This is a genomic window from Rhodococcus sp. MPR-R1B, assembly GCF_058793255.1.
In genome coordinates, this window is sequence record NZ_JBXAFO010000002.1 from 358,360 (window position 1) to 383,604 (window position 25,245).

Here is a 25,245-nt window from a genome sequence, read left to right on the forward strand (position 1 = left end):
CCCCGTCCAGGATGAACCTACCTGGGCGGGGTGCTGCCGTGATCGTGTGGCGTCAGTTGTGCGCCGGATAAATCAGCGTCCGAACGCCTCTTTCCACGAAACGACCTTGCCGATACGAAGGATGGAGCGCTGGTAGATCTTTGCCGCGATCATCGACAGCGCAGCAGTCACGACCAGCATCAGCAGAATCGTTCCCACGATCTGGAACGGAGAAGCAACACCGGCGGAAATGCGCAGGGGCATGAGGATTGCCGAGAACGGCGGAATCCAACTCAACACGTTGCTCAGGGTTCCTTCTGGATTGCTCACCGAAACGAAAGCCACGCTGACCATTGCCATGACGAGCAGCGCGAGAGGCATCGCGGTGGCGTTGACGTCCTCCTGTCGCGAGACCATGGACCCGGCCGCGGCGTACAGCACGGCGAAGAAGAGGAAGCCGAGAATGAACCACCCGAGAGTGCCGAACAGAACGCCGATTGCGGTGCCCGTCACGGTCAGGACACCCGTCGCCAGTCCGGTGGCGACGCCCGCGACGGCATAGGCAGCCATCTGCATCAGGCCGACAGCACCGATTCCGAGAACCTTGCCCCACAACAACTGCAGTGGACGGAGAGTGGAGAGCAGCAACTCGACGACACGGCTGGACTTCTCCTCGACGACGCCCATCGCCACGTACGTTCCGAACAACAGGATCTGCATGTACAGGAGCACCACAGCAGCGATCGACATCGCTATACGTTGGCCCTGTTCGGGATCCGGGGGATCGATGGCATCGATGGTGACCACTGCGGTGGACGTGGCTTCGGCGAGCTGAGCCGGGTCGATCCCCGCAGCGGAAAGCGCATTCGATTGTGCCTGCTGTGCAACGGAACTCTCGATGACGGCCCGCAGATTCGTGGCTACTTCCTTCTTGGTCACGACAGTGACGCCGCCGCCCGATCCAGCGATCACGGCCACGTCGAGGTCGCCGTCCTTGACTTGATCACGCGCGGTGCCGTCGTCGGAAACCTCCGTTACCGTCACCGGATTTCCGAGGGTGTCGCCGATGGACACCATCGTGGCACTGAGTGATTGGTTGCCGACCAAGCCGATCTTCGACTTGTCCTCGTCGCCGCCGGAGAAGAGCGAGAAGGCGATGATGCCGCCGATGATCGCGACCAGAATGATGACGTTGCTGATCACAAAACTCTTCTTCGAGATCTGCGTCATGAATTCGCGTCGGGCGACCAACCCGATGGCTCGACCTCCGCTCAACTGGTTGCTCATGCGGCTACTACCTCTCGGAACAGATCGGTCAGTGACGGACGTCGTAGCGTGAACTCGTGCACCGGTCCGGTTTTCAATGCTGCATGCAGGATCTGCTGATCGTCGGCGGTTCCGTCGACGATCAGGAGCGTTCGACCGTCGAGGTGGCTCAGTGTGGTGACACCGATCAGATGGTGTGCCCAACCGACCGGCGCGTCAGGGGCGAAGACTTCGATTCGGCCGTCACCCTTGCCTCGTAGCTCGTCGACGGTTCCGATCTCTCGCATGCTGCCGCGGCTGATGATGCCCACGCGATCGCACAAGCGCTCCACCAGATCCAGCTGATGGCTGGAGAAGATTACGGGAACACCGGTGCGAGCCTTCTCGACCAACACGTCACTCATGACATCGACCGCTACGGGGTCGAGGCCCGAAAACGGTTCGTCCAGAACGAGTACCGATGGGTCGTGAACCAGCGCCGCCGCGAGCTGCACACGTTGCTGATTGCCGAGGGACAGGGAATCGACGGTGTCCTTGACGCGTTCGGCGATGCCCAGACGTTCGGTCCACCGCTCAGTGGCCGCGTGCGCGTCGGCCTTCGAGAGTCCGTGTAGCTCGGCCAGATAGGAAAGTTGCGCTCCCACCTTCATCTTGGGGTAGAGGCCGCGTTCCTCCGGCATGTATCCGATAGTGCGACGCACCTCGAGGTCGACGGGTTTGCCGCCGAGGCGAACTTCTCCCGAATCTGCTCCGAGCACACCCAGCGCAATGCGCATCGTGGTCGTCTTGCCGGCGCCGTTACTGCCGACGAATCCGAAGATCTCGCCTGGGCGCACTTCGAAACTCAGGTTGTCGAGTGCGACGACGTCGCCGTAGCGTTTCGAGATGCCGTCGATCGTGAGGGTGGCTGACATGGGTCCTTCCCATCGGTCGAGTGGTGCGCTTCGGTAATACGGGTCAGAGATCGAACTCTTCCGAATCAATCGGATCCGGGTCTGGATTGGTCCACGAGAGAATCATCGCGGGCGTGCACGCGCCGATCAGCATTGCAGTCAGTGCCAATAAACCTCCCGTGTAAGGCAGCCTCTCTACATTCCACTGCACCGACGAGGTGAAAATGAGGAAAATGGCGACAATGAAGACCAACGTTTGGGTCACGCTGAGCCCGACGGAGCGAGCGTCGTTGCGTTGCTGGATCTCCCATTCGTCCAACGCCTGCCGCGGAGCATCCCCTTGCCGGCCCGACACGATTTGAAGTGAGGACCACGTCGGCAGGAACAGCAGGGTGAGGACCGGCCATGCCACGGCGAAGAGCGGATTGAACAGGCATGCTGTGCTGACGGCAACCATCGTGGTGAACAGGACCGCCAGGGCGACGACGAGTACGCGCCGACGTCGACGGGTTCGCCAATTCGGTAGCCAATGTCGGAACGTCTCCTCGTTCTGCAGGAACCGCCGAGTGCGGTGGGCCTGGTAGCGGTCGATCAGATTTGATTCAGGCACTTGGCTTTTCACTCCCCTCGGTAGTGCGGTCAGATCGGTAGACCTCCGTCGACGGTGCATTCCGGTAGACCTCCGTCGACAGCGGCCCGAACTCCGTCCGGGAGAACACCGCCTCCACCGGGAGGTCGAACACCCAGCAGATTCGGAATGCAAGATCCAGGCTGGGGTAGTGGTCACCGCGTTCGAGTGCCCCCACCGTCTGCGGATTCACGTCGACGAGTTGCGCAAGCTGTGCCCGGCTCATCTTCCGCTCGGCGCGAAGCACTCCGATGCGATTGAAGATGGGGAGCGCGTCTCCCCGCCGGACTGGGCTCATGCATCAAAGTGTTGTAAAAACCCAACAGTTTGTCAACACGAACCGCGATTGTTCGGCTTCTGGGGCGTGCCGGCGGATAAGGTTCGGGCAACGGAAGGGGCTTGGCATAGTGGTCGAACAGTTGGTGCTCGAAAAGTCCGGCCTGGTCGTGCAGGTGCGCGAGGATGGTAGCTACTGCGTGGGACCGCAAGGGCGCGACGCGGTCTGGCGCGATCCGATGGAGAAGGGTGCAGTCATCGGTATCGGGCAGCACACTCCGGGGGATGTGGAAGGCGAATCGTGGTGGGTCGTGTACGGCCAGTCGGATATCGGGGCGGACGTCACCGTTCGACTCGAGGACGGGTCGCACGTGCCGGTTTCGCGCCTCGGTGAGATCTTCGCCAGTGAATGGTTGAGTACCCCGCAGCAGGCGTTGCTGTACCGGTCCGATCGCCCGGTGGAGTCGCAGCCCACTAAACTGTCTGTGCTGTTCGCCAGGCCGAAGTTCATGCCCAAGGCGGCGTTTCCGGAGAATGATCGCTTGTAGTTGCAGCGAGCTGCCGTCGGGAGGCTGGCAGCCATCTTCTCGAAACATTACGGTACGTACTGTACTGTTTTGGAATGACAACTTGGCCGAACGACCTCGCAGTAGTGCAAGTGCGCGTAGCGCGACCCACCGACAGGCTCGACGACGTGATTGCGTTCTATCGCGACTGTCTGGGATTGCCAGAGCTCTACCGGTTCTCCGGTCATGCCGGGTACGACGGAATCATGCTGGGTCTGCCGGATTCGAACTATCACCTCGAATTCACGACCCACGAAGACGGAAGCCCATGCCCGGCGCCGACGCAGGACAACCTGTTGGTGCTCTACTTCGCCGGCGAGTCGGCGATGTACGAGGTAGTTCAGAGGTTGGGGGAAGCAGGGCACGAACCCGTTGGCGCCGAGAATCCGTACTGGGAGGAGAACGCGGGGATGACTTTCGAAGATCCCGACGGCTGGCGTCTGGTGCTCATGCCGCGGCCGGTGCTGTAGATGGTGCGCGCCCGCGACGAGCGGATCGACGACGCCGTTCTGGCGGCAACCCTGGAGTTGTTGGGGGAGAACGGATATGCGGAGCTGTCGATCGGTTCGGTGGCGACGAGAGCGGGCGTGCATCGACCCGCCATCTACCGGAGATGGCCGTCGAAGCGGCATCTGGTGGTCGACGTTGTCGTGGCGCACATCGGTACTGATCCAACGCCGGACACCGGCAATCTCAGGGCAGACCTGGTCGCCGGCATCACGACATTGGTTGTGGGACTGAGTGAAACGGTAGTCGGTCGGATCCTGCCCGCGTTGGTCGCGGATCTGGCGGCGGACCCGGAATTGGCGCGGGATTTCCAGTCGGCATTCTTTCAGCCTCGACGCGATTCCACTGCGGCAGTGCTGGAATCGGCGCGGCTACGCGGCGACATACGGAGCGACTTCGACCTGGACTTCGTCCTGGACGCGCTGGCGTCGCCGATCTATTACCGAGCGTTGTTCCGTCACTTACCGCTGGACGCGCTCCTGGCCGAGCAGTCCGTCGATTCTGTGCTGCTGACGTTGACTCCCCACGAAAATTCTTGAAGCCGTTTCGATTCAGTTCAATTCGACTGGATCAGGCCCGACACGGCTGTCGGTGTTCAGCGCTGCGATGGCCGCTGACTCGTCGGCATCGAGTGCGAAGTCGAAGATTGCGGCGTTGTCGCGCATGCGTGCAGGCGTGACCGACTTCGACAGAACGGTGTGACCCTGTTCGAGATGCCAGCGCAGAATTATCTGTGCCGGGCTCTTGCCGTGTGCTGCAGCAATTTTCCCGATGGCCGGGTCGTCGAGGATGGTTCCCTGTCCCAATGGGCTCCAAGCCTCGATTTCGATGCCGCGACTTCGCGCGTACTCCCGTGACGCGTGCTGTTGCAGTCTGGGGTGCAATTCGATCTGGTTGACGGCCGGGGTGATCGAGCTGTGCTCGGCCAGCAGTTCGAGGTGCTCGGGCAGGAAGTTGGACACACCGATCGCCCGGGTGCGGCCGGAGGCGAGAATTTGCTCGAATGCCGCCCAGGTCTCGACGAACAGGCCCTTTGCCGGCGCGGGCCAGTGAATCAGATAGAGGTCGACGTAGTCGAGTCCGAGCTTGTCGAGGCTGGTGTCGAAAGCGGCGAGTGTTCGGTCGTGGCCCTGATCGTCATTCCACAGCTTGGTGGTGACAAAAAGCTCTGACCTAGGGATATCCGAACCTGCGATGGCGCGGCCGACCCCGGCTTCATTTCCGTAGATCGCGGCCGTGTCGATGTGGCGGTAGCCGATCTCGAGAGCTGCGGCAGTGACCTCTTCGGTCTGTGCGTCCGGTACCTGGAAAACGCCGTACCCGAGTTGCGGGATGGTGATCGGCTCGCCGGTGGTTCCGTGAGTCAGTGTGCGGTCGGGGATCGACAACATTGAAGAGTGCCTTTCGGGACTGGGATGTGGCAGCTCGACGGGGGATCATGTCATCCGCGGGCCACCTGTGCCGCGCATGCAACTATTGCGTGCGCCTGATAAATAGTTGCACACGCGGGTTGTCTGCGCAAGCAGAGTCGATCGGCTACTCCTCGAAGAGCTGTCCGTTCTCCATTCGCCACCGGCGCGTGCTTCGGGTGGACTGCAGCATGCGTCGATCGTGAGTGACCAGAAGGAGGGTTCCCTCGAACGACTCCATTGCCTGCTCGAGCTGTTCGATCGCCGGAAGGTCGAGATGGTTCGTCGGCTCGTCCAGTACCAGTAGGTTCACGCCGCGAGCCTGGAGCAAAGCAAGCGCAGCCCTTGTTCTTTCGCCGGGGGACAGGGAAGCGGCAGATCTGAGTACGTGGTGTCCGCGCAGGCCGAACTTGGCGAGGAGAGTGCGGACATCGGCATCGGGCCAGTCCGGAACCTGTGCCCCGAAGGCCTCCACGACTGGTTGATCACCTTCGAACAATCCACGCGCCTGATCGATCTCACCGATCGCGACACCGGAACCCAGCGACGCGATGCCCTCGTCCGGGACGAGTTTGCCGAGCAGGACGTTGAGGAGGGTGGTCTTGCCTGCCCCGTTCGCGCCCGTGACGAGAATTCGATCGCCCCAGTCGATCTGCGTCGTGACCGGACCGAACGTGAACTGACCGCGAGTTACCTTGGCGCCGTTCGTGGTTGCGACAACGGAACCGGACCGCGGCGCCGCCGCGATCTCCATGCGAAGTTCCCACTCCTTGCGCGGTTCCTCGACGACTTCGAGTCGCTCGATGCGGCGTTGAGTCTGGCGGGCTTTCGCGGCTTGCTTCTCCGTCGACTCGGTCCGCAATCCGCGTCCGATCTTGTCGTTGTCCTTGGCTTTACGACGCGCGTTGCGGACGCCGTGTTCCATCCAGTTGCGCTGCATCTGTGCGCGATCTTCGAGATCGGAGCGGGTGCCTGCGTATTCCTCGAACGCCTCGCGTGCGTGCTGGCGGGCGATCTCGCGTTCGGCGAGGTACGACTCGTAGCCGCCGTCGTACACGGCGATGTCCTGTTGTGCCAGATCGAGTTCCACGATTCCGGTGACGGTGCGCGAGAGGAACTCGCGATCATGGCTCACGACAACCAGTGCTGCGCGCGTCTCGGCGACAAATCGCTCCAACTGCTCGAGACCGCGTAGGTCGAGATCGTTGGTGGGCTCGTCCAACAAGAGAATGTCGTAGCGCGAAAGCAACAGTGACGCGAGGCCGGCGCGCGCGGCCTGACCGCCGGACAATGCCGTCATGTGAGCATCGAGTGGAACTCCGAGACCGAGTTCTTCGACCACCTTCTCGGCGCGCTCGAGCAGGTCGGCGCCGCCGAGAGCGAGCCAGCGTTCGAGAGCCGGGGAGTACAGATCCTCTTCGGCTTCGGCCAGGGTTTCGGCTGCGGCGTTCATGACTTCCTCGGCGTGGGCGACGCCGGTGCGGCGGCCGAGGAACTCGAGGACGGTCTCACCCTCGATGCGATCGGGTTCCTGCGCGAGGTAACCGACCGCAGCATCCGGCGGGCTGAGGATGATCGAACCTTCGACGTCGGCAGTTCCGATTCCGGCCAGTGCGGTGAGAAGCGTCGACTTGCCGGCGCCGTTCGCGCCGACGAGGCCGATGACGTCGCCGGGGGCAACGGTGAGGTCGAGGTCGGAGAACAGGGTGCGTTCTCCCCGGGAAGCAGAGAGGCCGCTGATGCGCAGTGTTGCAGTCACCTGAGAAGTATCCCCGGTGCTGTGCGCCTTTATTAACCGCGGGCGGTTAATAAAGGCGCACAGCAGTCAGCCACGGACCAGGTGATACCAGCACGGATGTGCCGCACGGACCGGAAGTGGCGATTCACTCACGTCCGCGGCCATGCTCGAGGCCATCGACCAACCGTCGAATGCTCGCATGACGTCCTCCTCCGAGACGCCGTGTGGCATCGGCCAACGGTGCCCCGGTCCGAATGCGAACATCACCATGGACGCCCCGGGTGCGGTGATCGCGTTTACGGATCTCCCGTAGTCCCGCCGTTGATGATCGGTGAGCCCGTGAAAACAGCCGATGTCGAGCACCAGCATGTGCCCGCCGTCGACGGCAATGTGCAGGTCTGCCGCGTCCTCGTGGAGGAACCGGACGTCGACGTGTGCTTCACGCGCGTGTATGCGCGCTTTGTCCAGCGGTTCCTGTTCGGCGTCGACGCCGGTGACGTGCCAACCGCGTTGCGCCAGCTCGATGGAATGGCGTCCGGTGCCGCAACCGATATCGAGTGCACGGCCACCTTCCGGGACGGGAATCGCATCCAGAAGGCCGGACAGTTGAGCGTCGAACCCGTGCCCGGTGTGCTCCCACGGAGTGACGCCGACCTTGTAGGCGAGACGATATGAAAGATTCATCGCTCTCTCTTTTCTCGAGGCGATTCCAATACTTGTCTTCCAAGGTAGACCGGCATTTCGGGCGGTACAAGGGCACTGCCCGGAGGTTCGGGGGGAATGCCTCCCGGCCCTCGCGCGTTGGATCCATATATGACCGAGACCAACGATGTGACCTCTGTACCGACCATTGTTCTGAACGACGGTAAGACGATCCCCGCACTCGGATTCGGTGTGTTCCAGGTTCCGGACGACGAGACGCAGGAAGCCGTCTCCACCGCCCTGAAGACCGGTTACCGCAGTATCGACACCGCCAAGATCTACGGCAACGAGGTGGGCGTCGGCCGTGCGATCGCCGAATCCGGCATCGCCCGCGAAGACCTCTACATCACGACAAAACTGTGGAACGACGACCAAGGCTACGACTCGACGCTTGCGGCATTCGACGCGAGCCTCGACAAGTTGGGTCTCGAGTACCTCGACCTGTACCTGATCCACTGGCCGGTTCCGTCCAAGGACCTGTACGTCGAGACGTTCAAGGCATTCCAGAAGCTCAAGGCCGACGGACGGGTTCGATCCATCGGCGTTTCCAACTTCACCATCGAGAACCTCGAGCGCGTCATCGGCGAAACCGGTGAGGTGCCGGTCCTCAATCAGATCGAGCTTCACCCCAAGTTCAACCAGGCCGAACTGCGCGCCTTTCACACCGGCAAGGGAATCGCGACGGAAGCGTGGAGCCCGCTCGGACAGGGAACCGTTCTCGGCGACCCCGTCATCACCGCTATCGCCGACGCTCATGGCGTCACCGCGGCTCAGGTGATCATTCGCTGGCACCTGCAGATCGGAAACGTGGTGATTCCGAAGTCGGTGACCCCCGAACGTATCGCCGCCAACTTCGATGTCTTCGGATTCGAACTGACACCGGAACAGATCAACGCAATCGGTGCTCTCGACGACCCAGCCGGCCGCATCGGCCCCGACCCGGTCACGCTCGGCAGCTAGTACTTCCGGCAGACCCACAAACGGCACTCCCACAATTGCGGGAGTGCCGTTTTGTCGTGCGAGGTCAGTTCAGGTGTGTGCGATGTTCTGCGGTGAATGCGATGTGCTCGTCCGCGCGTCCGGTGCGGAGCTTCTCGACCCACTCGGGATCGGCGAGCAGCGCGCGCCCGATGGCAACCATGTCGAATTCACCCCTCTCGTACTGAGCTTCGAGACGCTCCAGTCCGGTGACAGCAGATGCAGCTTCGCCGGTGAATGCCGTCGTGAACACGGAATCGAGTCCGACCGAACCGACGGTGATGGTCGGCAACCCGGTCAGCTTCTTCGTCCAACCGGCGAGGCCGAGTGTGCCGTCTTCACCGTCGAGTTCAGCGAATGCCGGTTCCCAATGACGCCTCGTGGACGGATGCAGAACGTCGACGCCGGCGTCGACCAGGGGAGTGAGGATGCGGCCGAGTTCTGCCGGGCTCTGGGCGATACGAGCGTCGTAATGGCCGGACTTCCACTGCGAGAATCGGTAGACGATCGCGAACTCGTCCCCGACGGCCTCTCGGATTGCGGCGACGACCTCGGCCGGGAAACGGGTGCGGGCCTCGAGTGATCCGCCGTATCCGTCGGTTCGGACATTGGTTCCCGCCCAGAGAAATTCGTCGAGCAGGTAGCCATGTGCTCCGTGCAACTCGAGACCGTCGAAGCCGGTGTTCTTCGCGTTGAGTGCGGCGTCGACCCACGACTGCTTCAAGTCGTCGAGGTCAGAGGTGGTGAATTCTCGTCCCAGGCGGGTGCCGTCCAGTGCCAGGCCGGAGGGGCTGACGGTTTCGACCTCGGGGTTCAGGCGCGAGTTCTCGCCGCGTTCGACTCCGAGGTGCCACAGCTGAGGAATGATCGATCCGCCTTCGGCGTGGACGGCGTCGACAACCGACTTCCATCCACCCAGGCTCGAATCGCCGTAGATGCGCGGTACGCGGGTGTGCGGGCCGGCTGCCGGGTCCGGGATGTACGTGCCTTCGGTGATGATCAAGCCGACACCACCTGCTGCGCGACGACGGTAGTACTCGGCTACGTCGGCGCCGGGGATTCCGTCCGGCGAGAAGGCGCGCGTCATCGGGGCCATGGCGAAACGGTTACGCAACGAGAGTGATTTGACCTCGAAAGGCTCGAAGAGGCCGCGCAACGCGGAGGCCTCGGGTGCTGTCGATGTGTCGGGAAGAGTCACGGGTTTGTTCAACGCGGCGGACCCTCGACCTATTCCGCCGCCTGACTTTATCTCACCGAAATCTGCAAAAGGTTGCGTACGTTCGGTTTTCGATAGATGCTCACGTCGACCACACTTAGTTTGTGCATTAACTATTAACATGCGATATGGTCGTGCGGAAAGTTCTTGAGGCGGTATCGAGCACGAAAGAGGACGCGCGAGCATGACGACAACGGTGCCGGACGAGCGGACCGGAGAGTTGGAGCCGATTCCGGAGCGGCCGTACCCGAAGCGCCGTGATCCCAAGGGGTCGTGGATGTTCGACATGATCAAGACCACCGATCACAAGAAGATCGGGATCATGTACATGATCACGGCTTTCGTGTTCTTCCTGATCGGCGGCCTGATGGCCCTGTTCATGCGTGCGGAACTGGCTGTCCCCGGGATGCAGTTCCTCTCGAACGAGCAGTTCAACCAGTTGTTCACCATGCACGGCACGATCATGTTGCTGCTGTACGCGACGCCCGTCGTTTTCGGCTTCGCGAACTACATACTTCCGCTGCAGATCGGTGCCCCGGACGTGGCGTTCCCGCGTCTGAACGCATTCGGGTTCTGGCTCTTCACTTTTGGTGGTCTCATCGTTCTCGGCGGATTCCTCACGCCGGGCGGCGCTGCCGACTTCGGTTGGACCGCGTACACCCCGTTGTCGGGTGCGGTGCACAGTCCCGGCGTCGGCGCCGACCTGTGGGTCTTCGGTCTGACGGTCGGTGGCCTCGGCACCATTCTCGGTGCGGTCAACATGATCACCACCGTGATCTGCCTGCGCGCACCAGGCATGACGATGTTTCGGATGTCCATCTTCACGTGGAACATCTTCATCACCAGCATTCTGATCTTGATGGCGTTCCCGTTGCTGACCGCTGCGTTCATGGGTCTGTTCGTCGACCGTCACCTCGGTGGACACATCTTCGACCCTGCGTCGGGTGGAGTTCTGTTGTGGCAGCACCTGTTCTGGTTCTTCGGTCACCCCGAGGTGTACATCATCGCGCTGCCGTTCTTCGGTATCGTCTCGGAGATCTTCCCGGTCTTCAGCCGTAAGCCGATCTTCGGGTACACCGGATTGGTCTATGCGACACTGGCGATTTCAGCTCTGTCGATCGCGGTGTGGGCTCACCACATGTACGCGACGGGTGCTGTTCTCCTGCCGTACTTCTCGTTCATGACGTTCCTGATCGCCGTGCCGACAGGTGTGAAGATCTTCAACTGGATCGGCACGATGTGGAAGGGGCAGTTGACCTTCGAGTCGCCGATGCTGTTCTCGGTCGGCTTCTTGATCACCTTCCTGTTCGGTGGTCTGTCGGGTGTCATTCTCGCGAGCCCGCCGATCGACTTCCATGTCACCGACACGTATTTTGTCGTCGCCCACTTCCATTACGTGGTCTTCGGTACGGTCGTGTTCGCCACGTACGCCGGTATCTACTTCTGGTTCCCGAAGATGACCGGTCGCATGATGGACGAGCGTCTCGGCAAGTGGCACTTCTGGACCACGTTCGTCGGTTTCCACGGCACGTTCCTCGTTCAGCACTGGCTCGGCGGCGAGGGGATGCCGCGTCGCTATGCCGACTACCTGCCCTCGGACGGGTTCACGGTGCTGAACTCGGTGTCCACGATCTTTGCCTTCGTGCTCGGTGCCTCGACGCTTCCGTTCATCTGGAACGTTTTCAAGAGCTACCGCTACGGCGAAGTTGTCACCGTCGACGATCCGTGGGGTTACGGAAACTCGCTGGAGTGGGCAACCACCTGCCCGCCGCCGCGTCACAACTTCACCGAGTTGCCGCGCATCCGTAGTGAGCGTCCGGCGTTCGAGCTGCACTACCCGCACATGGTGGAGCGAATGAGGGCGGAAGCGCACGTGGGTCTCACCGGGCAACCCACGTCGACGTTGGAGAAGAGTGACGATCGTCGCCAGATTGATTAGTGCAATAATAGTTGCTGCACTAATTAATCTGATAATATCGGAGTCATGACGACGAAGGCTCCGCAGATGCAGATGGATGATCCGCTGGCTCTCGACCGGCAGGTGTGCTTTGCACTTGCGGTCGCGAACCGGGCGGTGCTGTCCGTCTACCGGCCACTGCTCGAGCCGATGGGCCTCACGCATCCCCAGTACCTGGTGATGCTGGCACTGTGGGGAAAGTCGCCGATGGCGGTCAAGGAAATCGGGCAGGCACTGCAACTCGATTCGCCGACGCTGTCGCCGCTCCTCAAGCGACTCGAGGCGTCCGGGCTGATCACGCGAACCCGTAGCCGCGCCGACGAACGGCAACTGGACGTGGACCTCACCGAAGCCGGTGTGGCACTGCGCGCGGAGGCGGAGAAGATCCCGCCGGCGGTTGTCGCGAAGCTCGGCGTCAGCCTCGCCGAACTCGAAGAACTCCACAACGTTCTGACGCGGGTCAACGAGGCCGCGCTCCGCGCCGGAGCCTTGGACCAATGAGAGAAATGTGATGACTGCATCCGAAAGAAACGTGATGACTGCGTCAGTACCGTCGATGCGTACCGAACAGGTGACTTCCGTGACTTCCAAAAAGCAACGTACGAGCCCGAATCCTCTTCAGTGGTTGGGTTATTCAGTGGGGCGCAAGCTGCCCGATTCGATGCAGGACTGGGTACGAAACGACCTGATCGGTGACTGGGCCGTGCCGCGTCACCTGATCCGAAGCATGGTGCCGTTCATTCCAGTGTTCGCGGCTTTCATGCTCTTCCCCGGACCGTGGGCCCTGCGGGCATCGATGGTGCTGCTCGGAGTGCTTCTGGCACTGTTCTATTCGGTCTCCTACATGGCTCAGAACAGGTCGCGTCGCCTCGAGCGTCACGGTTTGCCTTCCGACCTCGAGAACCCGAAGAAGATCTCGCGCCACGACGCCGAGAAGGCCGCCTACGAGAAGTTGCACGGCGGCCCCGCGACGTAGACACCTCGGTCACAAGCCGTGGAGGGCGCTGCCGCCGTTCAACTCGCAGACGCGTTGCTCCACGGTCGCCGAGAAGCCCCCTTCCGGCTCGGTCGAACGAAGAGCCGATTCGACATCTTGCTCGACCAGATATCCGTTGATCGCGATTGCCGCGGTCGAACCTGCCGCCGCAGCATTGATTACCTGGGCGCGAGGGTCGACGACGTTGCCGGCGCCCCAGATACCAGGAACACTGGTGGCGCCGGAACGATCGACAGCCACGAATCCCGTGGGGCTGGTTTTGCAGCCGAGTCGCGTCAGATGTGCGTCGTTCGGAACGAAACGCGGCGCAACGAACAGTGCTGAGCGCGCAACAAGTTGGCCGTTGTCGAGTTCGACGGCTTTCAGTTTGCTTTTCTCGCAGACCAATCCAGATACCGATCCGTCGGCAACCGTCACTCCTCGGGCAGCCAGTCGCGCGCGTTCGTCGGGGGTGAGCGAGATCTTGTCGGGGAAGAACGTCACATCCGACGACCACTGTCGGAGTAGAAACGCCTGGTGAAGTGACATCTCGCGAGCGTCGCCGCCGAGAACGCCGATCGGTTGGTCGCTGATCTCGTACGCATGGCAGTACGGGCAATGGAGCACGCTTTGTCCCCAAAGCTCCTGGATGCCTGGTATTTCCGGGAGTGAATCCCGTAGACCGGTGGCAACCAGCACAGTACGAGTTTCGAGCGTCGTGCCTCCTGAAAGTTCGACGACAAAGCCGGGTTCGATACCGCGCCAGGAGATGTCGACTACGTCATCTTGTGTCAATTCCACTCCGTACGTCTGCAATTCGCTGCGTCCGACGGCGAGCAACTCACGTGGCGCCATGCCGTCGCGCGAGAGGAAGCCGTGCATGTGTGCTACCGGTGCGTTGCGCGGTTTGCCGGAATCGATGACGGCGACCGAGCGCCGAGCACGACCCAACACCAGGGCTGCGCTGAGTCCGGCGGCGCCACCGCCGACGATCACGGCGTCGAGGATCTCAGTTTCAGTGTGTGTTCGCATGAGCACAGATTGCTCGCGGAGGGGGTTCTTCAGCAACTAATGTTGCCATTTCTGGGAATCGTCGTCAGACTCGGCACCATGAATGTCAACGGTCCGCACATCGATGCCGCCATCTCGCAGATCGGCGCGCGCCTCAAACGCATTCGTACACAGAGGAACGTCACGCTCACAGCGCTGTCCGAGTCCACCGGTATTTCGAAGAGCACCCTGTCGAGGCTCGAAGCGGGGGAGCGTCGCCCGAGCTTGGAGTTGCTGCTTCCGATCGCGCTTGCCCACCAAGTGCCGTTGGACCAACTGGTGGCGGCACCGCAGGTCGCCGATCCACGCATCCAGAGTGCGCCTCGAAGCGTCAGTGGGCGAACGGTATTGCCGCTGACTCGGCAACCGGGTGGGTTGCAGGCATTCAAGATGACCATCCCGGCAAGCCAGACGGAACCGGATCCCCAAGTGCACGACGGCTACGAATGGCTGTACGTGTTGTCGGGGAGGTTGCGGTTGGTGTTGGCCGATCACGACATCGTGATGGGTACGGGTGAAGCTGCTGAATTCGACACCCGAAACCCGCATTGGTTCGGCAGTGACGGGCGCGGCCCGGTCGAGGTACTGAGTCTGTTCGGCCCCCAAGGAGAACGCATCCACGTTCGGGCCAGGCCTTCGGCGAAGTGACGGACAGTCATACTTTCATTCGATGCTGCCGGAAGCGAAGAGGACAGTGAGGGTCTGTGCGAATCGAAATTGACGACCTGAGTCGGGATGCGGTCCGTGCTCTACTCACCGAACATCTCGCCGACATGCACGCGACCTCGCCCTCGGACAGCGTTCACGCGCTGGACGTCACGGGGCTGATGGATATCTCTGTGACCATGTGGACGCTGTGGAGCGAAGGTGACGAGTTACTCGGTTGCGTCGCGCTCAAGGAACGGTCGTCGGCGGGCGGCGAGATCAAGTCGATGCGAACGTCATCGGCAGCAAGGGGGCGTGGCGTGGGAACGCGACTTCTTCAACACGTCGTGGACGAGTCGAGACAACGAGGTTACCGGCAACTCGAATTGGAGACCGGTACGCAAGAGTTCTTCGATCCAGCTCGCCGGTTGTACGCGAAATTCGGGTTCGTGCCTTGTCCACCGTTCGGGAACTACCGCGAAGACCCGAACAGCGCATTCTTCCTTCTCACCTTGTGAGCAGCTCGCACGCTACAGCATCTTGGCTGTGATGCGTCGTACTGCACTGTCGGGGTCCATGATTGCGGTGTCGAGCACCAGCCGTTCCGTAGTCCACGGCTCGTAGTCTCGATCCAGAATTTCCTGCCACGTCGGTAGTACGAGATCCGGGATGTCGACGACTCGCCGTTCAGCGCGTCTGCGATGCTCGTCGGGATCCGAACAGATGACCTCGACACCGAGCAGGCGCGCCGAATTGTGTTGTGCGGTAGCGGACCAGGCGGTTCGTGTCGCCTCGACGGGGTTGACGCATTCGACCACGACCGAAAGTCCCAGTCGCAATTGTTCGGCGGCGAGCGCGTACCCGGTGATGTATCCAGCGGTCCCGGACGCGTCAGCGATACCGCTGCGGATCAGCGTCTGTTCGATGGTATCGATCCGCACGAAGGGGATTTGGTGACGCTGCGCAAGCGCCCGCGCGATCGTCGACTTGCCGGTGGCCGGCAAACCACCGATCACGACGAGCGTTGCGCGGGTCGATGGCTGGGGGTTGTGTCCGGCATCCACCATCCCCGAAATGTACGGGGCGTTGTCGATTTACGTGAACTCGCCCCGTACTCTGCTCAGTTCGAGATCGCGAACTCTCGTGCTTCGAACGCCAGATCGTCGGCGGCGGATTCCATTCGTGCCGTCGCGCGGTTGGGTGCTGTCAGCACTGCGACAATCGGAACTGCCAACGCCAGCAGGCCGAGAACGAAGACAGGGAAGAGGAACGAGAACACTTCGAGTCCCTGTGGCGCCGGGGCTGCCGCGTCGTGAACAACCTCGACAGCGGCCATTCCGGTGTAGTGCATACCGACGACAGCGATGCCCATGATGATTCCGGCGACAAAACGCAGAATCGTGGACTCGAGCACCATGGTGAACCACAGTGCAGCGGTTCCGGCGACGACTGCGATGAGAACCGACAGTGCAACGAAGAGCAGGTCGTAGTGGATCTCGCCCTGAAAGCGCAAGGCGCGCATACCCGTGTAATGCATGATGTTCACGGCGAGACCGGTTACCACGCCCCCGATCAGAAGCCGCGTCCAGCGAAATTCGGTCCCGATGATCAGCAGGCCGACAAACACGGCCCCTACTGAGATGATCGCGGAGATCACGGTCCATCCGAGGTTGTATCGAATGGGACTGCCGGGGACCGCGAAGCCGAGCATGGCGATGAAATGCATGAGCCAGATGGCGACGCCACCGATCGACAAGGCAGCCATGGCGAGCCATCGCATGCGTGTGGCGGTTGTCGTCGCCGACGCTGAATGCCTGGTGCACGCCAGGCCGACTACCGACCCGACCACGGACACGACGTAGGCGAGTCCGAGCAGCCAGATTCCCATCGAGAAATGGTGCATTTCATCCGACATGCCAGTTCCTTTCGGCGACGATTCGCATCTGGTGATTCATCTAGACGACTGCTTCAGCTGCAAGTCGTTCGAGGGAGTATTCGGTGACGGCGATCAGCGCGCGTTTGGCTGATTCGCGGTTTCGGGCGTCGATCTCGATCATGGGAACCCGGTTGGGTAGAGCCAACGCCTGGCGGAGATCGCTCGCCGAATGGATTGGCGCGCCGTCGAAACGGTTGACCGCCACGATGAACGGGAGGCCTCGCGCCTCGAAGAAGTCGACTGCGGCGAAGCTGTCTTCCAGGCGACGCGTGTCGACCAGAATGACCGCACCGATCGCACCGGTGATCAGGTCGTCCCACATGAACCAGAAGCGGCGCTGTCCCGGGGTTCCGAACAGATAGAGGACCAGGTCGTCGGCGAGAGTGATGCGCCCGAAGTCCATCGCGACCGTCGTGGTGCTCTTGTCGGGAGTGGATCCGAGATTGTCGATACCGTCGCTGGCGTCGGTGACCATGGCCTCCGTGCGAAGGGGGACGATTTCGGAGACGGTCCCCACAAGTGTTGTCTTGCCAACACCGAAACCCCCGGCGATCACAATTTTTGTCGATTTCACGCGAGACGATGAGTCAGAGTGCCCGAAGTCCACTGAGGGTCCTTTCGATCAGTTCGCGTCGCTCGACTCGAGATGCGTCGCTTCGCAGAGTGGCATGTATTTCCAGTGATCCGGCTACTACGAGGTCGGCGACCAGTACCCGCACGACTCCGATCGGAACACCCAGGTGGGCAGCGATCTCGGCAACCGAGATCCGCTGCTCGCAGAGTACGACGATCGATGCACGAATATCCTGCGGTGCAAGATTGTTCGAGACCGCGTCTTCGATCGTCGCGATGATCGCTTCGAGTGGGAGGTCGATGGACGGCAGGGTCCGACCTTCGGTGAGCGCGTACGGCCGGACCAAGCTCGGTTCGGCGTCGTCGTACTCGGATTGATGGTGAGGCATCGAACTCAAATACCCTGCGATGTTCTCGGGGCAATGTCCATGGTGGTGCCGACGCGATCGACGAGAGTCGCCATTTCGTAACCGATCTGGCCGATGTCGCATCCGGCGACAGCGAGAGCAGCAAGGTAAGCGCCACTACCGACGCCCATGAGAAGCAGGTAGCCGTTCTCCATCTCGACGACGGACTGCATGACGGCTCCACCGTCGAAGAGGCGTGACGCCCCCGCGGACAGGCTGGCGAGTCCGGAAGTGACAGCGGCTAATTGATCGGCCCGATCGAGCGGAAGATGTGTGCTCGAGGCCGTCAACAACCCGTCGGCTGAGACGATGATCGCGTGACTCACACCCGGCACGTCTCGGGCAAAAGCCGATACCAGCCAGTCGAGTGCGCGGGGAGTCTCTTGGGCTCCGACAGTGTTCACTGTTCTCCTTCATCGTTGTGCAACATCGTGGACGATTCGAAAGACTGTCCGCCATCGGGCTGATGGTCGGCGGCGCGCCGACGCCCTCGTTGTACTCCGGATTGGTAACTGCTCCAACCACGTTGGACGTCCGCCGGATTGGATGCATGGCGCTGTGTCGTTCCGCCTCTCCCGACGGCGCCGGGAACCAGGCGGGCTCCGCGGTCTCGAATGGGAAGTCCGGAATCGGCGATCTTGGTGACCGGCATCTCGAACGAGGTCCGAGCGGCCAGCCAGCCTTGATCCGCGTCGGTGGTCCACGCACTGCCAGTGGAAGCAGCTGACGTCTCCGCCGTCGGGTCCACGAGCCACTCGGACACCATCCGGGCGAAAATCGGCATCGTGGTCGGGGCAGCGAGTACGCCGTTCGAGTTGCCCTCTCCCGCGCCGTCAGCGCGCGCCGATGCGCGAGCAGAGAGCCCGTCACGGGTGCGCGAGGAGAAGAACGCCGCAGTATTTGTCGGCGTCGGGGCTGAGAGCCGGTGCCGTGGCGGCGGGGTTGTCGACGGGTGTGGACCCACCGGGATCTCGGGACCCTGTGCCGGCGAGGTGAATTCCGGCGAAGGAGTACGCACGGGAAGGGACGTCGATGCGCTTGTGCCTTCGGGATCGGGCAGAGGAGCGAAGGACGACACGGAGGTGGCGGGTGCAGCAGTGGTCGGAGTCGAGGTACTGACCGCCGGTACTCCACTTGTGCCCGGAGTGCGACGTGGCAACCCCGACGGCGCTGTTGTCGTGGGAATGGATTGCGGTGTGATCGGGGCGAACGTCTCAGTCCGGTCGGTGCTGTTGCTGGGCGTTCGACGCGGGAGATCTGCGAAACTTCTGGTCGCAGGCTGCGGGGGTGCCAATTCGGTCGGGACGGGCTTTGACCAGGACGGTTCAGACGGTGCGGGCGGCGGAGTCCGATCGAGCGTGGGCACGGGTCCGGTTCGCGGCGTGCGGATCTCGGGTCTCCGAGAAGAATCGAGTATCGACGTCGGTAGGAGCACCGTTGCGGTGATGCCGCTGTGCGTCGACGACGTTGCCGTCGGGCGCAGGCGCACAGAGATGTTGTAGCGACGACTGATTCGGCTCACGACGAACAAACCCATGCGACGCGCTGTATCCGCGCTCATCTCGCCGCCGGCGGCGAGGCGCTCGTTGGCATCGAGGATATCGGCAGGCGACATGCCGATACCGAGATCTGCGATCTCGACGATCATGGAGCCGTCGATGGTGCGGGCAGCGTTGATGGAGACGGTGGTCTCCGGCGGGGAGTACCGCAGAGAATTGTCGAGCAGTTCAGCGATGAGGTGAACGACGTCCGGGGCAGCATGACCGTTGACGACTCCGGGCGGTATCTGCCCGAGTTCGACGCGTCGATATTCCTCGACGCCTGATACCGCCGCACGAAGGATATCGCCGAGAGCGACGGGGGCGGTTCTGGCGCGGCGTACATCGGTTCCGGCGAGAACCAACAAGTTGTCGCCGTTTCTACGCATTCTCGCGGCGATGTGGTCGAGCCGGAACAGATTCTCGAGGCGACGAGGGTCGTCTTCGTCCTGCTCCAACTGTTCGATCAAACCGAGTTGCTGGTCGACGAGGGACTTGTTACGCCTCGACAGCGTTTCGAACATGTCGTTGACCTGGCGCCGCAGGGTGGCCTGCTCGCCGGCCAGCGTGATGGCCTGACCGTGCATGTCGTCCACCGCGCGTGCAAGCTCGCCGATTTCCTCGTGGGTGCGGATCGGTACACGGGCGAAGTCGACGTCGTCGATACTGGCACCTGCGCGAATTCGTTCGATCGCGTCGGGGAGTCCGCGTCGTGCTGCTTGCAATGCGGCAAATCGCAGCCGACGGATCGGATCGATGAGCGATCGGCTGATGACGAGGGCGATGGCCAGTGCCAGCAGGACCGCGCCGAGCACGATTGCAGTGTCACGAAGTGCTGCGGTTCGTGCTGCATTGGATTCAGCGGTGACGGTATCGCCGAACTCGGTGACGGTGGTGTCGGTCAGGCTGTTGTACTGGTCGTTTCCGGATTTCAGATCGGTACCGACGCGGCTCCCCAGAGGAGAGGTCGACGGGGTTGATCCGAGTGCGTTGATCCGGTTCTGAGCGGAGTTGCTGAGGGTCCGGACGGTGTCGTTGCTCCCGTCGATGGCGAGAATGTTGTTCAGAGCGACCAGTTCGGCACCGGCGGCACTGACCATCGAGGTACGAGCCTGCTGGTCCGGATCACCTGAGCCGAAGAGGATTCGTTGTTCGGCCAGTGCTCGTCGCGCATCCCAGAGTGCTGAGAGTCGGCCACCCTCTTCGCGCAGCGCCGGACGCTGAGAATGCTCGACGACGCTGGTGAAGGTGCTCGAGAGTGCGCGAGAGACTTCGCCGACCCGCGAAACCAAGCGTGCGGGAGCCACCGCGCCGGCGGCGACCTCCTCCGTGATGGAACGGCTCTCTGCGAGCGCCGAAGTCACTTGGTCGTTGAGATCGTCGTCGGACTGGAACGCGCGCGCGGCGTCGACCAGTTGATCCATTGCGTCCGAAACCGCTTGTGTGGCGGGGCCGGTGTCAGTGCGTGCCGATGCGGCTTCGGCGAGCTCGTACAGCGCGGATTCGAGATTGATCGCGGCGGGCACAGCGAGGGCGCGCTCGGACGAGGAACTCAGCTGTGCGGCTTCTTCGAGTTCCGTCTGAACGCGAAGGGCTCCGAGGACGACGGCGACGATCATCGGCAATGCGAGAACGGCGATGACCTTCCATCCCAGGCGCCATTCGCCGATCGACCACCAAGAGGTTGTCGTGTGTGAATCGTGTTTCATGCGGAACATGGCCCCTTCACGTCAACCCCCCGTGGGTCATTGCCCGAACCCCTTCGATCCGGTTTGACCAGAAGGGGTAGTTAGCTGAACGGTAACAGACTGTTCGCTGGCTCGCTACATCCCAGTTGGCTTCTTGGATCGCCGATGACTATATCCGGATTGTAAGGCCAGGTGAAAGGGTAAACGGACAAGTGCGGCGAATGGGATAGCCGGATAGTCCAATTTGGTAGCTCGGTGAGCAGTGCTGCCCGGGAATTCGTGGAACTCGCGGCAAGCATCTGGCTCGTGTCCCGACATCGAGGACACGTCCGAACGAGGCGCACACGCATGTCAGAATGTGGAAACCGCACCGATGACCGAATTGAACTTGGAGCCATAGTGAGTGGAACTGCTCGCGACGCGTTGCGCGCGATCGCCGAACTGCTCGCCCCTGACAGCGCTGTTGTCATCGATCGTGTGACTCTCGCGATCGACCAACCGGAACGGTATGTCGAAGTACAGAACGAGTTGTACTCACAGACGCTCGAGAAGCCACACCCGGAAATGGCGTGGTTTGCTCTCGTCGACGCATTGCACGAACAAGAACGCCTGGTCTGGGTGGATTGGAACGAGGGCGCTGCCGAGGTTCTGGGTCAGCTGCGAGTGCTCACGTCGGCGCCGGCAGGATCGTGGGAGTGGGCGGACAGTCTTGCCATGGGCTTCGATCGAGCTGCCGGACTCGAATCGCTTCTCGCCCGTATCGTCGACAACATCACCGATACGGGCGTTTCACTTGCCTGGCTCGACAGCGACAGCGATACGTTTCTCCTCGCGCTCGTCCCGAGTGTTCACGGTGCAACGCTCGTCGAACTCGCGCTGGCAACCGGGCACTGCGTGCGCGTGTTCTAGAGTCTCAGCGTTTGCCGAGCAGGCGGCGCAATCCTTCGATTCGATCGCTCAGTCTGGGTGGCGTGCGCTCGGGATCCATCAGTGCATTTTCAGCGAGCACGTGGTCTTCGCCGTCGACTGTGTTCCGGTCGAATTCGCGCAGACTGCGAGCGTCGGAGGTCGCGAGAGCGCGAACCGTCGACAACAGTGACTGCTCGCCCAACGCGTCGTCGACTTCTTCCTCGGTGACGTCGAGGTGCTCGCTGAGTAGGCGGCGCCTCAATCCGATGATCGAGGCGCGCAACTCGACATCTGCGTCGTCGTCGGATTCGACGGCGATGTCGCACTCGGTGTCGAAGCCCATCGAACGGTTGTTGAGATTCGACGACCCGATTCGCAGGAGGCGATCGTCCATCACGAGAACCTTGGCGTGGACGTAAATAGGTGCGCCAGAAGAGGTCACGGGATAAAACGCCCCGAACCGGTCGTGGATATCGGCGGACCACAGCAGATGCAACAGGTCGTGGCGCGCCCCGTCCATCGCCTTTTGTTCCAGCCAACCGTCGGCGTTGCGCGGAATGACCAGAACGATCTCCGGTCCGTCGTCCTCACGCAGGCGCGCGGCAATCGCCTCGGCCAGAGTGCGTGAGGCGAGGTACTGGCTTTCGATGTACAGCGTGTGCTCGGCCCCGGCGATGGCCGCGAGATACAGCGCCTCGATCTCACGCACCTCCGTGCGTTCGCCGAGCTCCGGCAATGTTCTGGCGACGGCTACGTCGACAACCCGCAAGGTGGGCGCCAGATTGACGGGCCACGGAGTCGCGGTGCTCTCGACCGGTGTGAGATCCTCGCCGGTTGCGGATTTCCAGCGTGCCCGCGCCAATTCGCCGATGGCCGCAGCCGCATTGCCGTCGACCGCCGTGGTTGCGTCATGCCAAGGGCCGTAACGCCTTCCGCTCGGCGTGATTCGATAATCGTTTCGGTCGACGTGATCCGAGGTGTCCCAGCGGTCCACAGTCATGTCGATGCCGCCGCAGAACGCCAGAGCGTCGTCGATGACGATGATTTTCTGATGGTGCGCCGCACCAACCGGGTGGGCGCCGTCGATCTCGAACCGTAGGCGCTCGTCGGTCAGCCAGTTGGACACGAAGACGGGAGTCATGCCGCGGCCGATTGCGGTGAACGCGCCGATGTTCCATTTGAGTACGAGGATTTCGAGGTCGGGTTTCTCGCGGACGAGCCAGCGGAGGAACATTCCCAACCGGTTGGGGCCGTCGAGAGTCTGCTCGCCTGGTTCGAGTTTGATGCGCGTGTCGAAGTCCCAGCCGATCAACATGATTCGCTTTTCAGCTTGCAGCATTGCGGACTTCGCATGATGAAAGTAGTCAGCGGCGTCGACGATGCAGGCAAGATTGTCCGCCGGTTCGATGCGCCAGCAGGTTTCGCCCGGAACAAGGATTCTGTTCATTCGCCGATTCCCAGGTACGCGGTCAGTTCGCGCGCTGCCGCTTGGCCGGCGCGGTTGGCTCCGATCGTCGACGACGACGGTCCGTATCCCACCAGGTGCACGCGAGGGTCGGCTTCGACCTGCGTGGCGAGGCGCCCGGTCATCGGGATTCCGCCACCCGGTCCGCGCAGGTGCAACGGCGCCAGGTGATCGAGTGAGCTACGAAAACCGGTGCACCACAAGATGACATCGGCGTCGGCGACGGTACCGTCGGCCCATTTCACGCCGTTCGGAAGAATTTCGGAGAACATCGGCAGTCGATTCATCACACCACGCTCACGTGCTGCCCGGATGGCAGGCGTTACCGGGAGGCCGGTCACCGAGACAACGGATCCCGGTGGCAGGCCGCGTCGTACACGATCTTCGACCATGGCAACCGCAGCGCGGCCGATGTCCGGCGTGAACGGCTCGTCGCGGAACTCGGGTTCGCGCCGCGTCACCCAGGTAGTGGTCGTGACGCGTGAGATCTCGTCGAGCAGTTGGACAGCCGAGATCCCGCCGCCGACCACGACGACATGTTTGCCTTCGAACTCGGCAGCGGTTCGATAGTCCTTCGTGTGCAGTTGTCGGCCACGGAACGACTCGGCCCCGCGATAGTGGGGGATGAAGGGCCGCTCCCAGGTCCCCGTCGCGTTGATCAAGCCTCGCGCCGCGAATACTCCCTGGTCGGTCTCGATCCGCAGGCGCTCTTCCCTCGGACACACCACTCGCGTGTGTACCGGGCGGTGGACGGGAAGTTCGAATTGCTTTTCGTACAGTTCGAAGTAGTGGGGGACCGCCACCGATGCAGGCACCTGTTCGGCGTCTGTACCGGTGGTTTCCGCGAAGGACATTCCCGGGAGGTCATGGACGCCGTTGACGGTGCTCAGTGTCAGGCTCGGCCAACGGAACTGCCACGCCCCGCCCGGCCCCGACGCATGATCGAGCACCACGAACCCCGATTCGGGCTCGATTCCGAACTTGCGCAGGTAGTACGCGGCGGAGAGTCCGGCCTGTCCGGCGCCGATCACCACCACGTCAACCGGGTGTGGTTGCTGTGCGGCAAGGTCGTCTGTACTCATCGGTAATCTAACCTCCTGATGTACAGAACTTAGCTGCAGAGAAGTATGCGGACGGTATCGGCGCCTCGGAACATCCCTGTGTCGAGCCTTCCAGAAACGAAAGTGAGCGGACATGATCGGGTTCTCCCGTGACGGCAACGTCGTGACCATCGAGTTGCAGCGTCACGAGCGTCGTAATGCGCTCAGCGCGGAACTCTGCATCGCAATACGGGACGCGATGAACGCGGCGGTAGCCGAGCACGCGCACGTCGTCGTCATCACCGGTGAGGGATCGGCGTTCTGTGCAGGCGCGGACCTTTCCGGCGACGTCTACATGGAGGGCTTCACCGATCGTCTGTTCGAGATGCTTCGCTCTATCGACACGGCGCCCATCCCCGTCATTGCCGCTGTCAACGGTCCGGCCATCGGCGCGGGCACGCAACTGGCCATCGCGTCGGATCTTCGCGTCGTAGCGCCGAGCGCTCGCTTCGGAATCCCGGCCGCCACCCTCGGTGTCTCGGTGGACAAGTGGACGATGCGTCGGCTCGCGTCGCTGGTCGGCGGCGGTCCCGCGCGCACCATTTTGCTCGGCATCGAACAGATCGGCGCCGAAGAAGCCTTCACTCGCGGCCTCGCCAACAAAATTGGAACCCTCGACGACGCTCAGGAATGGGCACACCGCATTGCAAATCTCGCACCGCTGTCGTTGCGGCACATGAAGATGGTTCTCAACGACGACGGCACCATGGAGGAGCAGTCTCCCGAGCAGCTCGACGCGCTTCACGCCGCCTGGCTCAGCGAGGACGTCCAGGAAGCCCGCGCTGCCCGCATCGAGAACCGCCCTCCCGTATTCAAGGGTAAGTAAAGCTGGTTGCAGGGAAA

General features: G+C 62.1%; 28 protein-coding genes. 11 read left to right on the forward strand and 17 right to left on the reverse strand.

The window, feature by feature from the left end; all coding sequences use genetic code 11:
* Window positions 1-72 precede the first annotated feature (72 nt).
* From AC1Q61_RS04410 to AC1Q61_RS04425, 4 genes are read right to left on the reverse strand one after another with little or no spacing between them, the layout of a single operon-like run.
* Window positions 73-1,266, reverse strand: coding sequence for an ABC transporter permease (locus tag AC1Q61_RS04410; RefSeq protein ID WP_007733417.1), 1,194 nt, complete (start codon window positions 1,264-1,266; stop codon window positions 73-75).
* Entirely contained in the window at window positions 1,263-2,159 is an 897-nt protein-coding gene (locus tag AC1Q61_RS04415) for an ABC transporter ATP-binding protein (RefSeq protein WP_042921647.1), read from the reverse strand. Before AC1Q61_RS04415 ends, AC1Q61_RS04410 begins: the two co-directional genes overlap by 4 nt.
* Before the next feature lie 43 nt (window positions 2,160-2,202).
* Entirely contained in the window at window positions 2,203-2,748 is a 546-nt protein-coding gene (locus AC1Q61_RS04420) for a hypothetical protein (RefSeq protein WP_003939943.1), read from the reverse strand.
* The gene (locus AC1Q61_RS04425; RefSeq protein ID WP_003940147.1) at window positions 2,741-3,064 is read right to left on the reverse strand and encodes a helix-turn-helix transcriptional regulator; all 324 of its coding nucleotides are present in this window, start codon (window positions 3,062-3,064) and stop codon (window positions 2,741-2,743) included. Before AC1Q61_RS04425 ends, AC1Q61_RS04420 begins: the two co-directional genes overlap by 8 nt.
* Window positions 3,065-3,173: 109 nt before the next feature.
* Here AC1Q61_RS04425 and AC1Q61_RS04430 point away from each other — a divergent pair, with 109 nt between their 5' ends.
* The 3 genes from AC1Q61_RS04430 to AC1Q61_RS04440 all read left to right on the forward strand — a co-directional run bounded on the left by AC1Q61_RS04430 (window position 3,174) and on the right by AC1Q61_RS04440 (window position 4,654).
* Window positions 3,174-3,590, forward strand: coding sequence for a hypothetical protein (locus AC1Q61_RS04430; protein WP_230691721.1), 417 nt, complete (start codon window positions 3,174-3,176; stop codon window positions 3,588-3,590).
* A 74-nt stretch (window positions 3,591-3,664) separates the two neighbouring features.
* The gene (locus tag AC1Q61_RS04435; RefSeq protein WP_021332241.1) at window positions 3,665-4,078 is read left to right on the forward strand and encodes a VOC family protein; all 414 of its coding nucleotides are present in this window, start codon (window positions 3,665-3,667) and stop codon (window positions 4,076-4,078) included.
* On the forward strand, window positions 4,079-4,654 hold the full coding sequence (locus AC1Q61_RS04440) for a TetR/AcrR family transcriptional regulator (RefSeq protein WP_042921643.1): 576 nt from the start codon (window positions 4,079-4,081) through the stop codon (window positions 4,652-4,654).
* 12 nt (window positions 4,655-4,666) lie between these two features.
* Here the strand turns inward: AC1Q61_RS04440 and AC1Q61_RS04445 are convergent, their stop codons facing one another.
* The 3 genes from AC1Q61_RS04445 to AC1Q61_RS04455 form a co-directional block, all read right to left on the reverse strand.
* Complete coding sequence (locus AC1Q61_RS04445; RefSeq protein ID WP_058037842.1) at window positions 4,667-5,506, reverse strand: aldo/keto reductase; 840 nt, start codon at window positions 5,504-5,506, stop codon at window positions 4,667-4,669.
* Between the two features lie 145 nt (window positions 5,507-5,651).
* Window positions 5,652-7,283, reverse strand: a complete 1,632-nt coding sequence (locus tag AC1Q61_RS04450) for an ABC-F family ATP-binding cassette domain-containing protein (protein ID WP_030535395.1) — start codon at window positions 7,281-7,283, stop codon at window positions 5,652-5,654.
* Between the two features lie 66 nt (window positions 7,284-7,349).
* A complete protein-coding gene (locus tag AC1Q61_RS04455) occupies window positions 7,350-7,946 on the reverse strand; it encodes a class I SAM-dependent methyltransferase (protein WP_030535396.1) in 597 nt (198 codons plus the stop codon).
* A 129-nt stretch (window positions 7,947-8,075) separates the two neighbouring features.
* On the opposite strand from AC1Q61_RS04455, the gene AC1Q61_RS04460 reads away from it, so the two are divergent.
* Window positions 8,076-8,924 (forward strand): aldo/keto reductase, encoded by an 849-nt coding sequence (locus tag AC1Q61_RS04460; RefSeq protein ID WP_037128502.1) that lies wholly within the window; start codon window positions 8,076-8,078, stop codon window positions 8,922-8,924.
* Window positions 8,925-8,988: 64 nt separating this feature from the next.
* On the opposite strand, the gene AC1Q61_RS04465 is transcribed toward AC1Q61_RS04460, so the two are convergent.
* The gene (locus AC1Q61_RS04465; protein ID WP_007733403.1) at window positions 8,989-10,140 is read right to left on the reverse strand and encodes an NADH:flavin oxidoreductase; all 1,152 of its coding nucleotides are present in this window, start codon (window positions 10,138-10,140) and stop codon (window positions 8,989-8,991) included.
* 202 nt (window positions 10,141-10,342) lie between these two features.
* On the opposite strand from AC1Q61_RS04465, the gene ctaD reads away from it, so the two are divergent.
* The 3 genes from ctaD to AC1Q61_RS04480 are packed head-to-tail and all read left to right on the forward strand — an operon-like array spanning window position 10,343 to window position 13,091.
* Entirely contained in the window at window positions 10,343-12,097 is a 1,755-nt protein-coding gene (ctaD, locus tag AC1Q61_RS04470; RefSeq protein ID WP_046379038.1) for an aa3-type cytochrome oxidase subunit I, read from the forward strand.
* 45 nt (window positions 12,098-12,142) lie between these two features.
* Window positions 12,143-12,616, forward strand: coding sequence for a MarR family winged helix-turn-helix transcriptional regulator (locus AC1Q61_RS04475; protein WP_042921411.1), 474 nt, complete (start codon window positions 12,143-12,145; stop codon window positions 12,614-12,616).
* Between the two features lie 55 nt (window positions 12,617-12,671).
* Window positions 12,672-13,091, forward strand: coding sequence for a DUF5313 family protein (locus AC1Q61_RS04480; RefSeq protein WP_042451127.1), 420 nt, complete (start codon window positions 12,672-12,674; stop codon window positions 13,089-13,091).
* Between the two features lie 9 nt (window positions 13,092-13,100).
* On the opposite strand, the gene AC1Q61_RS04485 is transcribed toward AC1Q61_RS04480, so the two are convergent.
* Window positions 13,101-14,129, reverse strand: coding sequence for an NAD(P)/FAD-dependent oxidoreductase (locus AC1Q61_RS04485; RefSeq protein WP_063836242.1), 1,029 nt, complete (start codon window positions 14,127-14,129; stop codon window positions 13,101-13,103).
* Window positions 14,130-14,162: 33 nt separating this feature from the next.
* Here AC1Q61_RS04485 and AC1Q61_RS04490 point away from each other — a divergent pair, with 33 nt between their 5' ends.
* Both AC1Q61_RS04490 and AC1Q61_RS04495 read left to right on the forward strand, forming a co-directional pair.
* A complete protein-coding gene (locus AC1Q61_RS04490; RefSeq protein ID WP_007727793.1) occupies window positions 14,163-14,789 on the forward strand; it encodes a helix-turn-helix domain-containing protein in 627 nt (208 codons plus the stop codon).
* Between the two features lie 56 nt (window positions 14,790-14,845).
* Window positions 14,846-15,304 (forward strand): GNAT family N-acetyltransferase, encoded by a 459-nt coding sequence (locus AC1Q61_RS04495; RefSeq protein ID WP_065351273.1) that lies wholly within the window; start codon window positions 14,846-14,848, stop codon window positions 15,302-15,304.
* Window positions 15,305-15,316: 12 nt separating this feature from the next.
* On the opposite strand, the gene AC1Q61_RS04500 is transcribed toward AC1Q61_RS04495, so the two are convergent.
* The 6 genes from AC1Q61_RS04500 to AC1Q61_RS04525 are packed head-to-tail and all read right to left on the reverse strand — an operon-like array spanning window position 15,317 to window position 20,949.
* The gene (locus AC1Q61_RS04500) at window positions 15,317-15,853 is read right to left on the reverse strand and encodes a P-loop nucleotide/nucleoside kinase family protein (RefSeq protein WP_042921407.1); all 537 of its coding nucleotides are present in this window, start codon (window positions 15,851-15,853) and stop codon (window positions 15,317-15,319) included.
* A gap of 53 nt (window positions 15,854-15,906) precedes the next feature.
* Entirely contained in the window at window positions 15,907-16,701 is a 795-nt protein-coding gene (locus AC1Q61_RS04505; RefSeq protein WP_003939865.1) for an MHYT domain-containing protein, read from the reverse strand.
* Window positions 16,702-16,741: 40 nt separating this feature from the next.
* Window positions 16,742-17,329, reverse strand: coding sequence for a GTP-binding protein (locus AC1Q61_RS04510; RefSeq protein WP_003940118.1), 588 nt, complete (start codon window positions 17,327-17,329; stop codon window positions 16,742-16,744).
* Window positions 17,310-17,684, reverse strand: a complete 375-nt coding sequence (locus AC1Q61_RS04515; RefSeq protein ID WP_215516040.1) for a DUF742 domain-containing protein — start codon at window positions 17,682-17,684, stop codon at window positions 17,310-17,312. Before AC1Q61_RS04515 ends, AC1Q61_RS04510 begins: the two co-directional genes overlap by 20 nt.
* A gap of 5 nt (window positions 17,685-17,689) precedes the next feature.
* Window positions 17,690-18,106, reverse strand: a complete 417-nt coding sequence (locus AC1Q61_RS04520) for a roadblock/LC7 domain-containing protein (protein ID WP_003940329.1) — start codon at window positions 18,104-18,106, stop codon at window positions 17,690-17,692.
* Window positions 18,103-20,949 (reverse strand): ATP-binding protein, encoded by a 2,847-nt coding sequence (locus AC1Q61_RS04525; RefSeq protein WP_252194530.1) that lies wholly within the window; start codon window positions 20,947-20,949, stop codon window positions 18,103-18,105. The genes AC1Q61_RS04520 and AC1Q61_RS04525 overlap by 4 nt, the downstream gene beginning before the upstream one ends.
* Window positions 20,950-21,327: 378 nt before the next feature.
* Here AC1Q61_RS04525 and AC1Q61_RS04530 point away from each other — a divergent pair, with 378 nt between their 5' ends.
* Entirely contained in the window at window positions 21,328-21,837 is a 510-nt protein-coding gene (locus AC1Q61_RS04530; protein ID WP_042451123.1) for a DUF6630 family protein, read from the forward strand.
* A gap of 4 nt (window positions 21,838-21,841) precedes the next feature.
* Here AC1Q61_RS04530 and AC1Q61_RS04535 read toward each other — a convergent pair whose 3' ends face one another.
* Both AC1Q61_RS04535 and AC1Q61_RS04540 read right to left on the reverse strand, forming a co-directional pair.
* Window positions 21,842-23,284, reverse strand: a complete 1,443-nt coding sequence (locus tag AC1Q61_RS04535; protein ID WP_042921404.1) for a phospholipase D-like domain-containing protein — start codon at window positions 23,282-23,284, stop codon at window positions 21,842-21,844.
* Window positions 23,281-24,384: an NAD(P)-binding domain-containing protein gene (locus tag AC1Q61_RS04540; RefSeq protein ID WP_042451119.1), complete on the reverse strand. Its 1,104-nt coding sequence runs from the start codon at window positions 24,382-24,384 to the stop codon at window positions 23,281-23,283. Before AC1Q61_RS04540 ends, AC1Q61_RS04535 begins: the two co-directional genes overlap by 4 nt.
* A 112-nt stretch (window positions 24,385-24,496) precedes the next feature.
* On the opposite strand from AC1Q61_RS04540, the gene AC1Q61_RS04545 reads away from it, so the two are divergent.
* Window positions 24,497-25,228 carry an enoyl-CoA hydratase gene (locus AC1Q61_RS04545; protein ID WP_003940192.1) on the forward strand — a complete coding sequence of 244 codons (732 nt, stop codon included), beginning with the start codon at window positions 24,497-24,499 and terminating at the stop codon, window positions 25,226-25,228.
* Window positions 25,229-25,245: the final 17 nt, after the last annotated feature.

Excerpts from the sequence above, each read along its gene's own strand:
- AC1Q61_RS04410 (WP_007733417.1), bottom strand. The coding sequence starts at position 1,266 with ATGAGCAACCAGTTGAGCGGAGGTCGAGCCATCGGGTTGGTCGCCCGA.
- AC1Q61_RS04415 (WP_042921647.1), bottom strand. The coding sequence starts at position 2,159 with ATGTCAGCCACCCTCACGATCGACGGCATCTCGAAACGCTACGGCGAC.
- AC1Q61_RS04425 (WP_003940147.1), bottom strand. The coding sequence starts at position 3,064 with ATGAGCCCAGTCCGGCGGGGAGACGCGCTCCCCATCTTCAATCGCATC.
- AC1Q61_RS04435 (WP_021332241.1), top strand. The coding sequence starts at position 3,665 with ATGACAACTTGGCCGAACGACCTCGCAGTAGTGCAAGTGCGCGTAGCG.
- AC1Q61_RS04440 (WP_042921643.1), top strand. The coding sequence starts at position 4,079 with ATGGTGCGCGCCCGCGACGAGCGGATCGACGACGCCGTTCTGGCGGCA.
- AC1Q61_RS04445 (WP_058037842.1), bottom strand. The coding sequence starts at position 5,506 with ATGTTGTCGATCCCCGACCGCACACTGACTCACGGAACCACCGGCGAG.
- AC1Q61_RS04455 (WP_030535396.1), bottom strand. The coding sequence starts at position 7,946 with ATGAATCTTTCATATCGTCTCGCCTACAAGGTCGGCGTCACTCCGTGG.
- AC1Q61_RS04460 (WP_037128502.1), top strand. The coding sequence starts at position 8,076 with ATGACCGAGACCAACGATGTGACCTCTGTACCGACCATTGTTCTGAAC.
- ctaD (WP_046379038.1), top strand. The coding sequence starts at position 10,343 with ATGACGACAACGGTGCCGGACGAGCGGACCGGAGAGTTGGAGCCGATT.
- AC1Q61_RS04475 (WP_042921411.1), top strand. The coding sequence starts at position 12,143 with ATGACGACGAAGGCTCCGCAGATGCAGATGGATGATCCGCTGGCTCTC.
- AC1Q61_RS04480 (WP_042451127.1), top strand. The coding sequence starts at position 12,672 with ATGCGTACCGAACAGGTGACTTCCGTGACTTCCAAAAAGCAACGTACG.
- AC1Q61_RS04490 (WP_007727793.1), top strand. The coding sequence starts at position 14,163 with ATGTTGCCATTTCTGGGAATCGTCGTCAGACTCGGCACCATGAATGTC.
- AC1Q61_RS04500 (WP_042921407.1), bottom strand. The coding sequence starts at position 15,853 with ATGGTGGATGCCGGACACAACCCCCAGCCATCGACCCGCGCAACGCTC.
- AC1Q61_RS04505 (WP_003939865.1), bottom strand. The coding sequence starts at position 16,701 with ATGTCGGATGAAATGCACCATTTCTCGATGGGAATCTGGCTGCTCGGA.
- AC1Q61_RS04515 (WP_215516040.1), bottom strand. The coding sequence starts at position 17,684 with ATGCCTCACCATCAATCCGAGTACGACGACGCCGAACCGAGCTTGGTC.
- AC1Q61_RS04525 (WP_252194530.1), bottom strand. The coding sequence starts at position 20,949 with ATGAAACACGATTCACACACGACAACCTCTTGGTGGTCGATCGGCGAA.
- AC1Q61_RS04535 (WP_042921404.1), bottom strand. The coding sequence starts at position 23,284 with ATGAACAGAATCCTTGTTCCGGGCGAAACCTGCTGGCGCATCGAACCG.
- AC1Q61_RS04540 (WP_042451119.1), bottom strand. The coding sequence starts at position 24,384 with ATGAGTACAGACGACCTTGCCGCACAGCAACCACACCCGGTTGACGTG.
- AC1Q61_RS04545 (WP_003940192.1), top strand. The coding sequence starts at position 24,497 with ATGATCGGGTTCTCCCGTGACGGCAACGTCGTGACCATCGAGTTGCAG.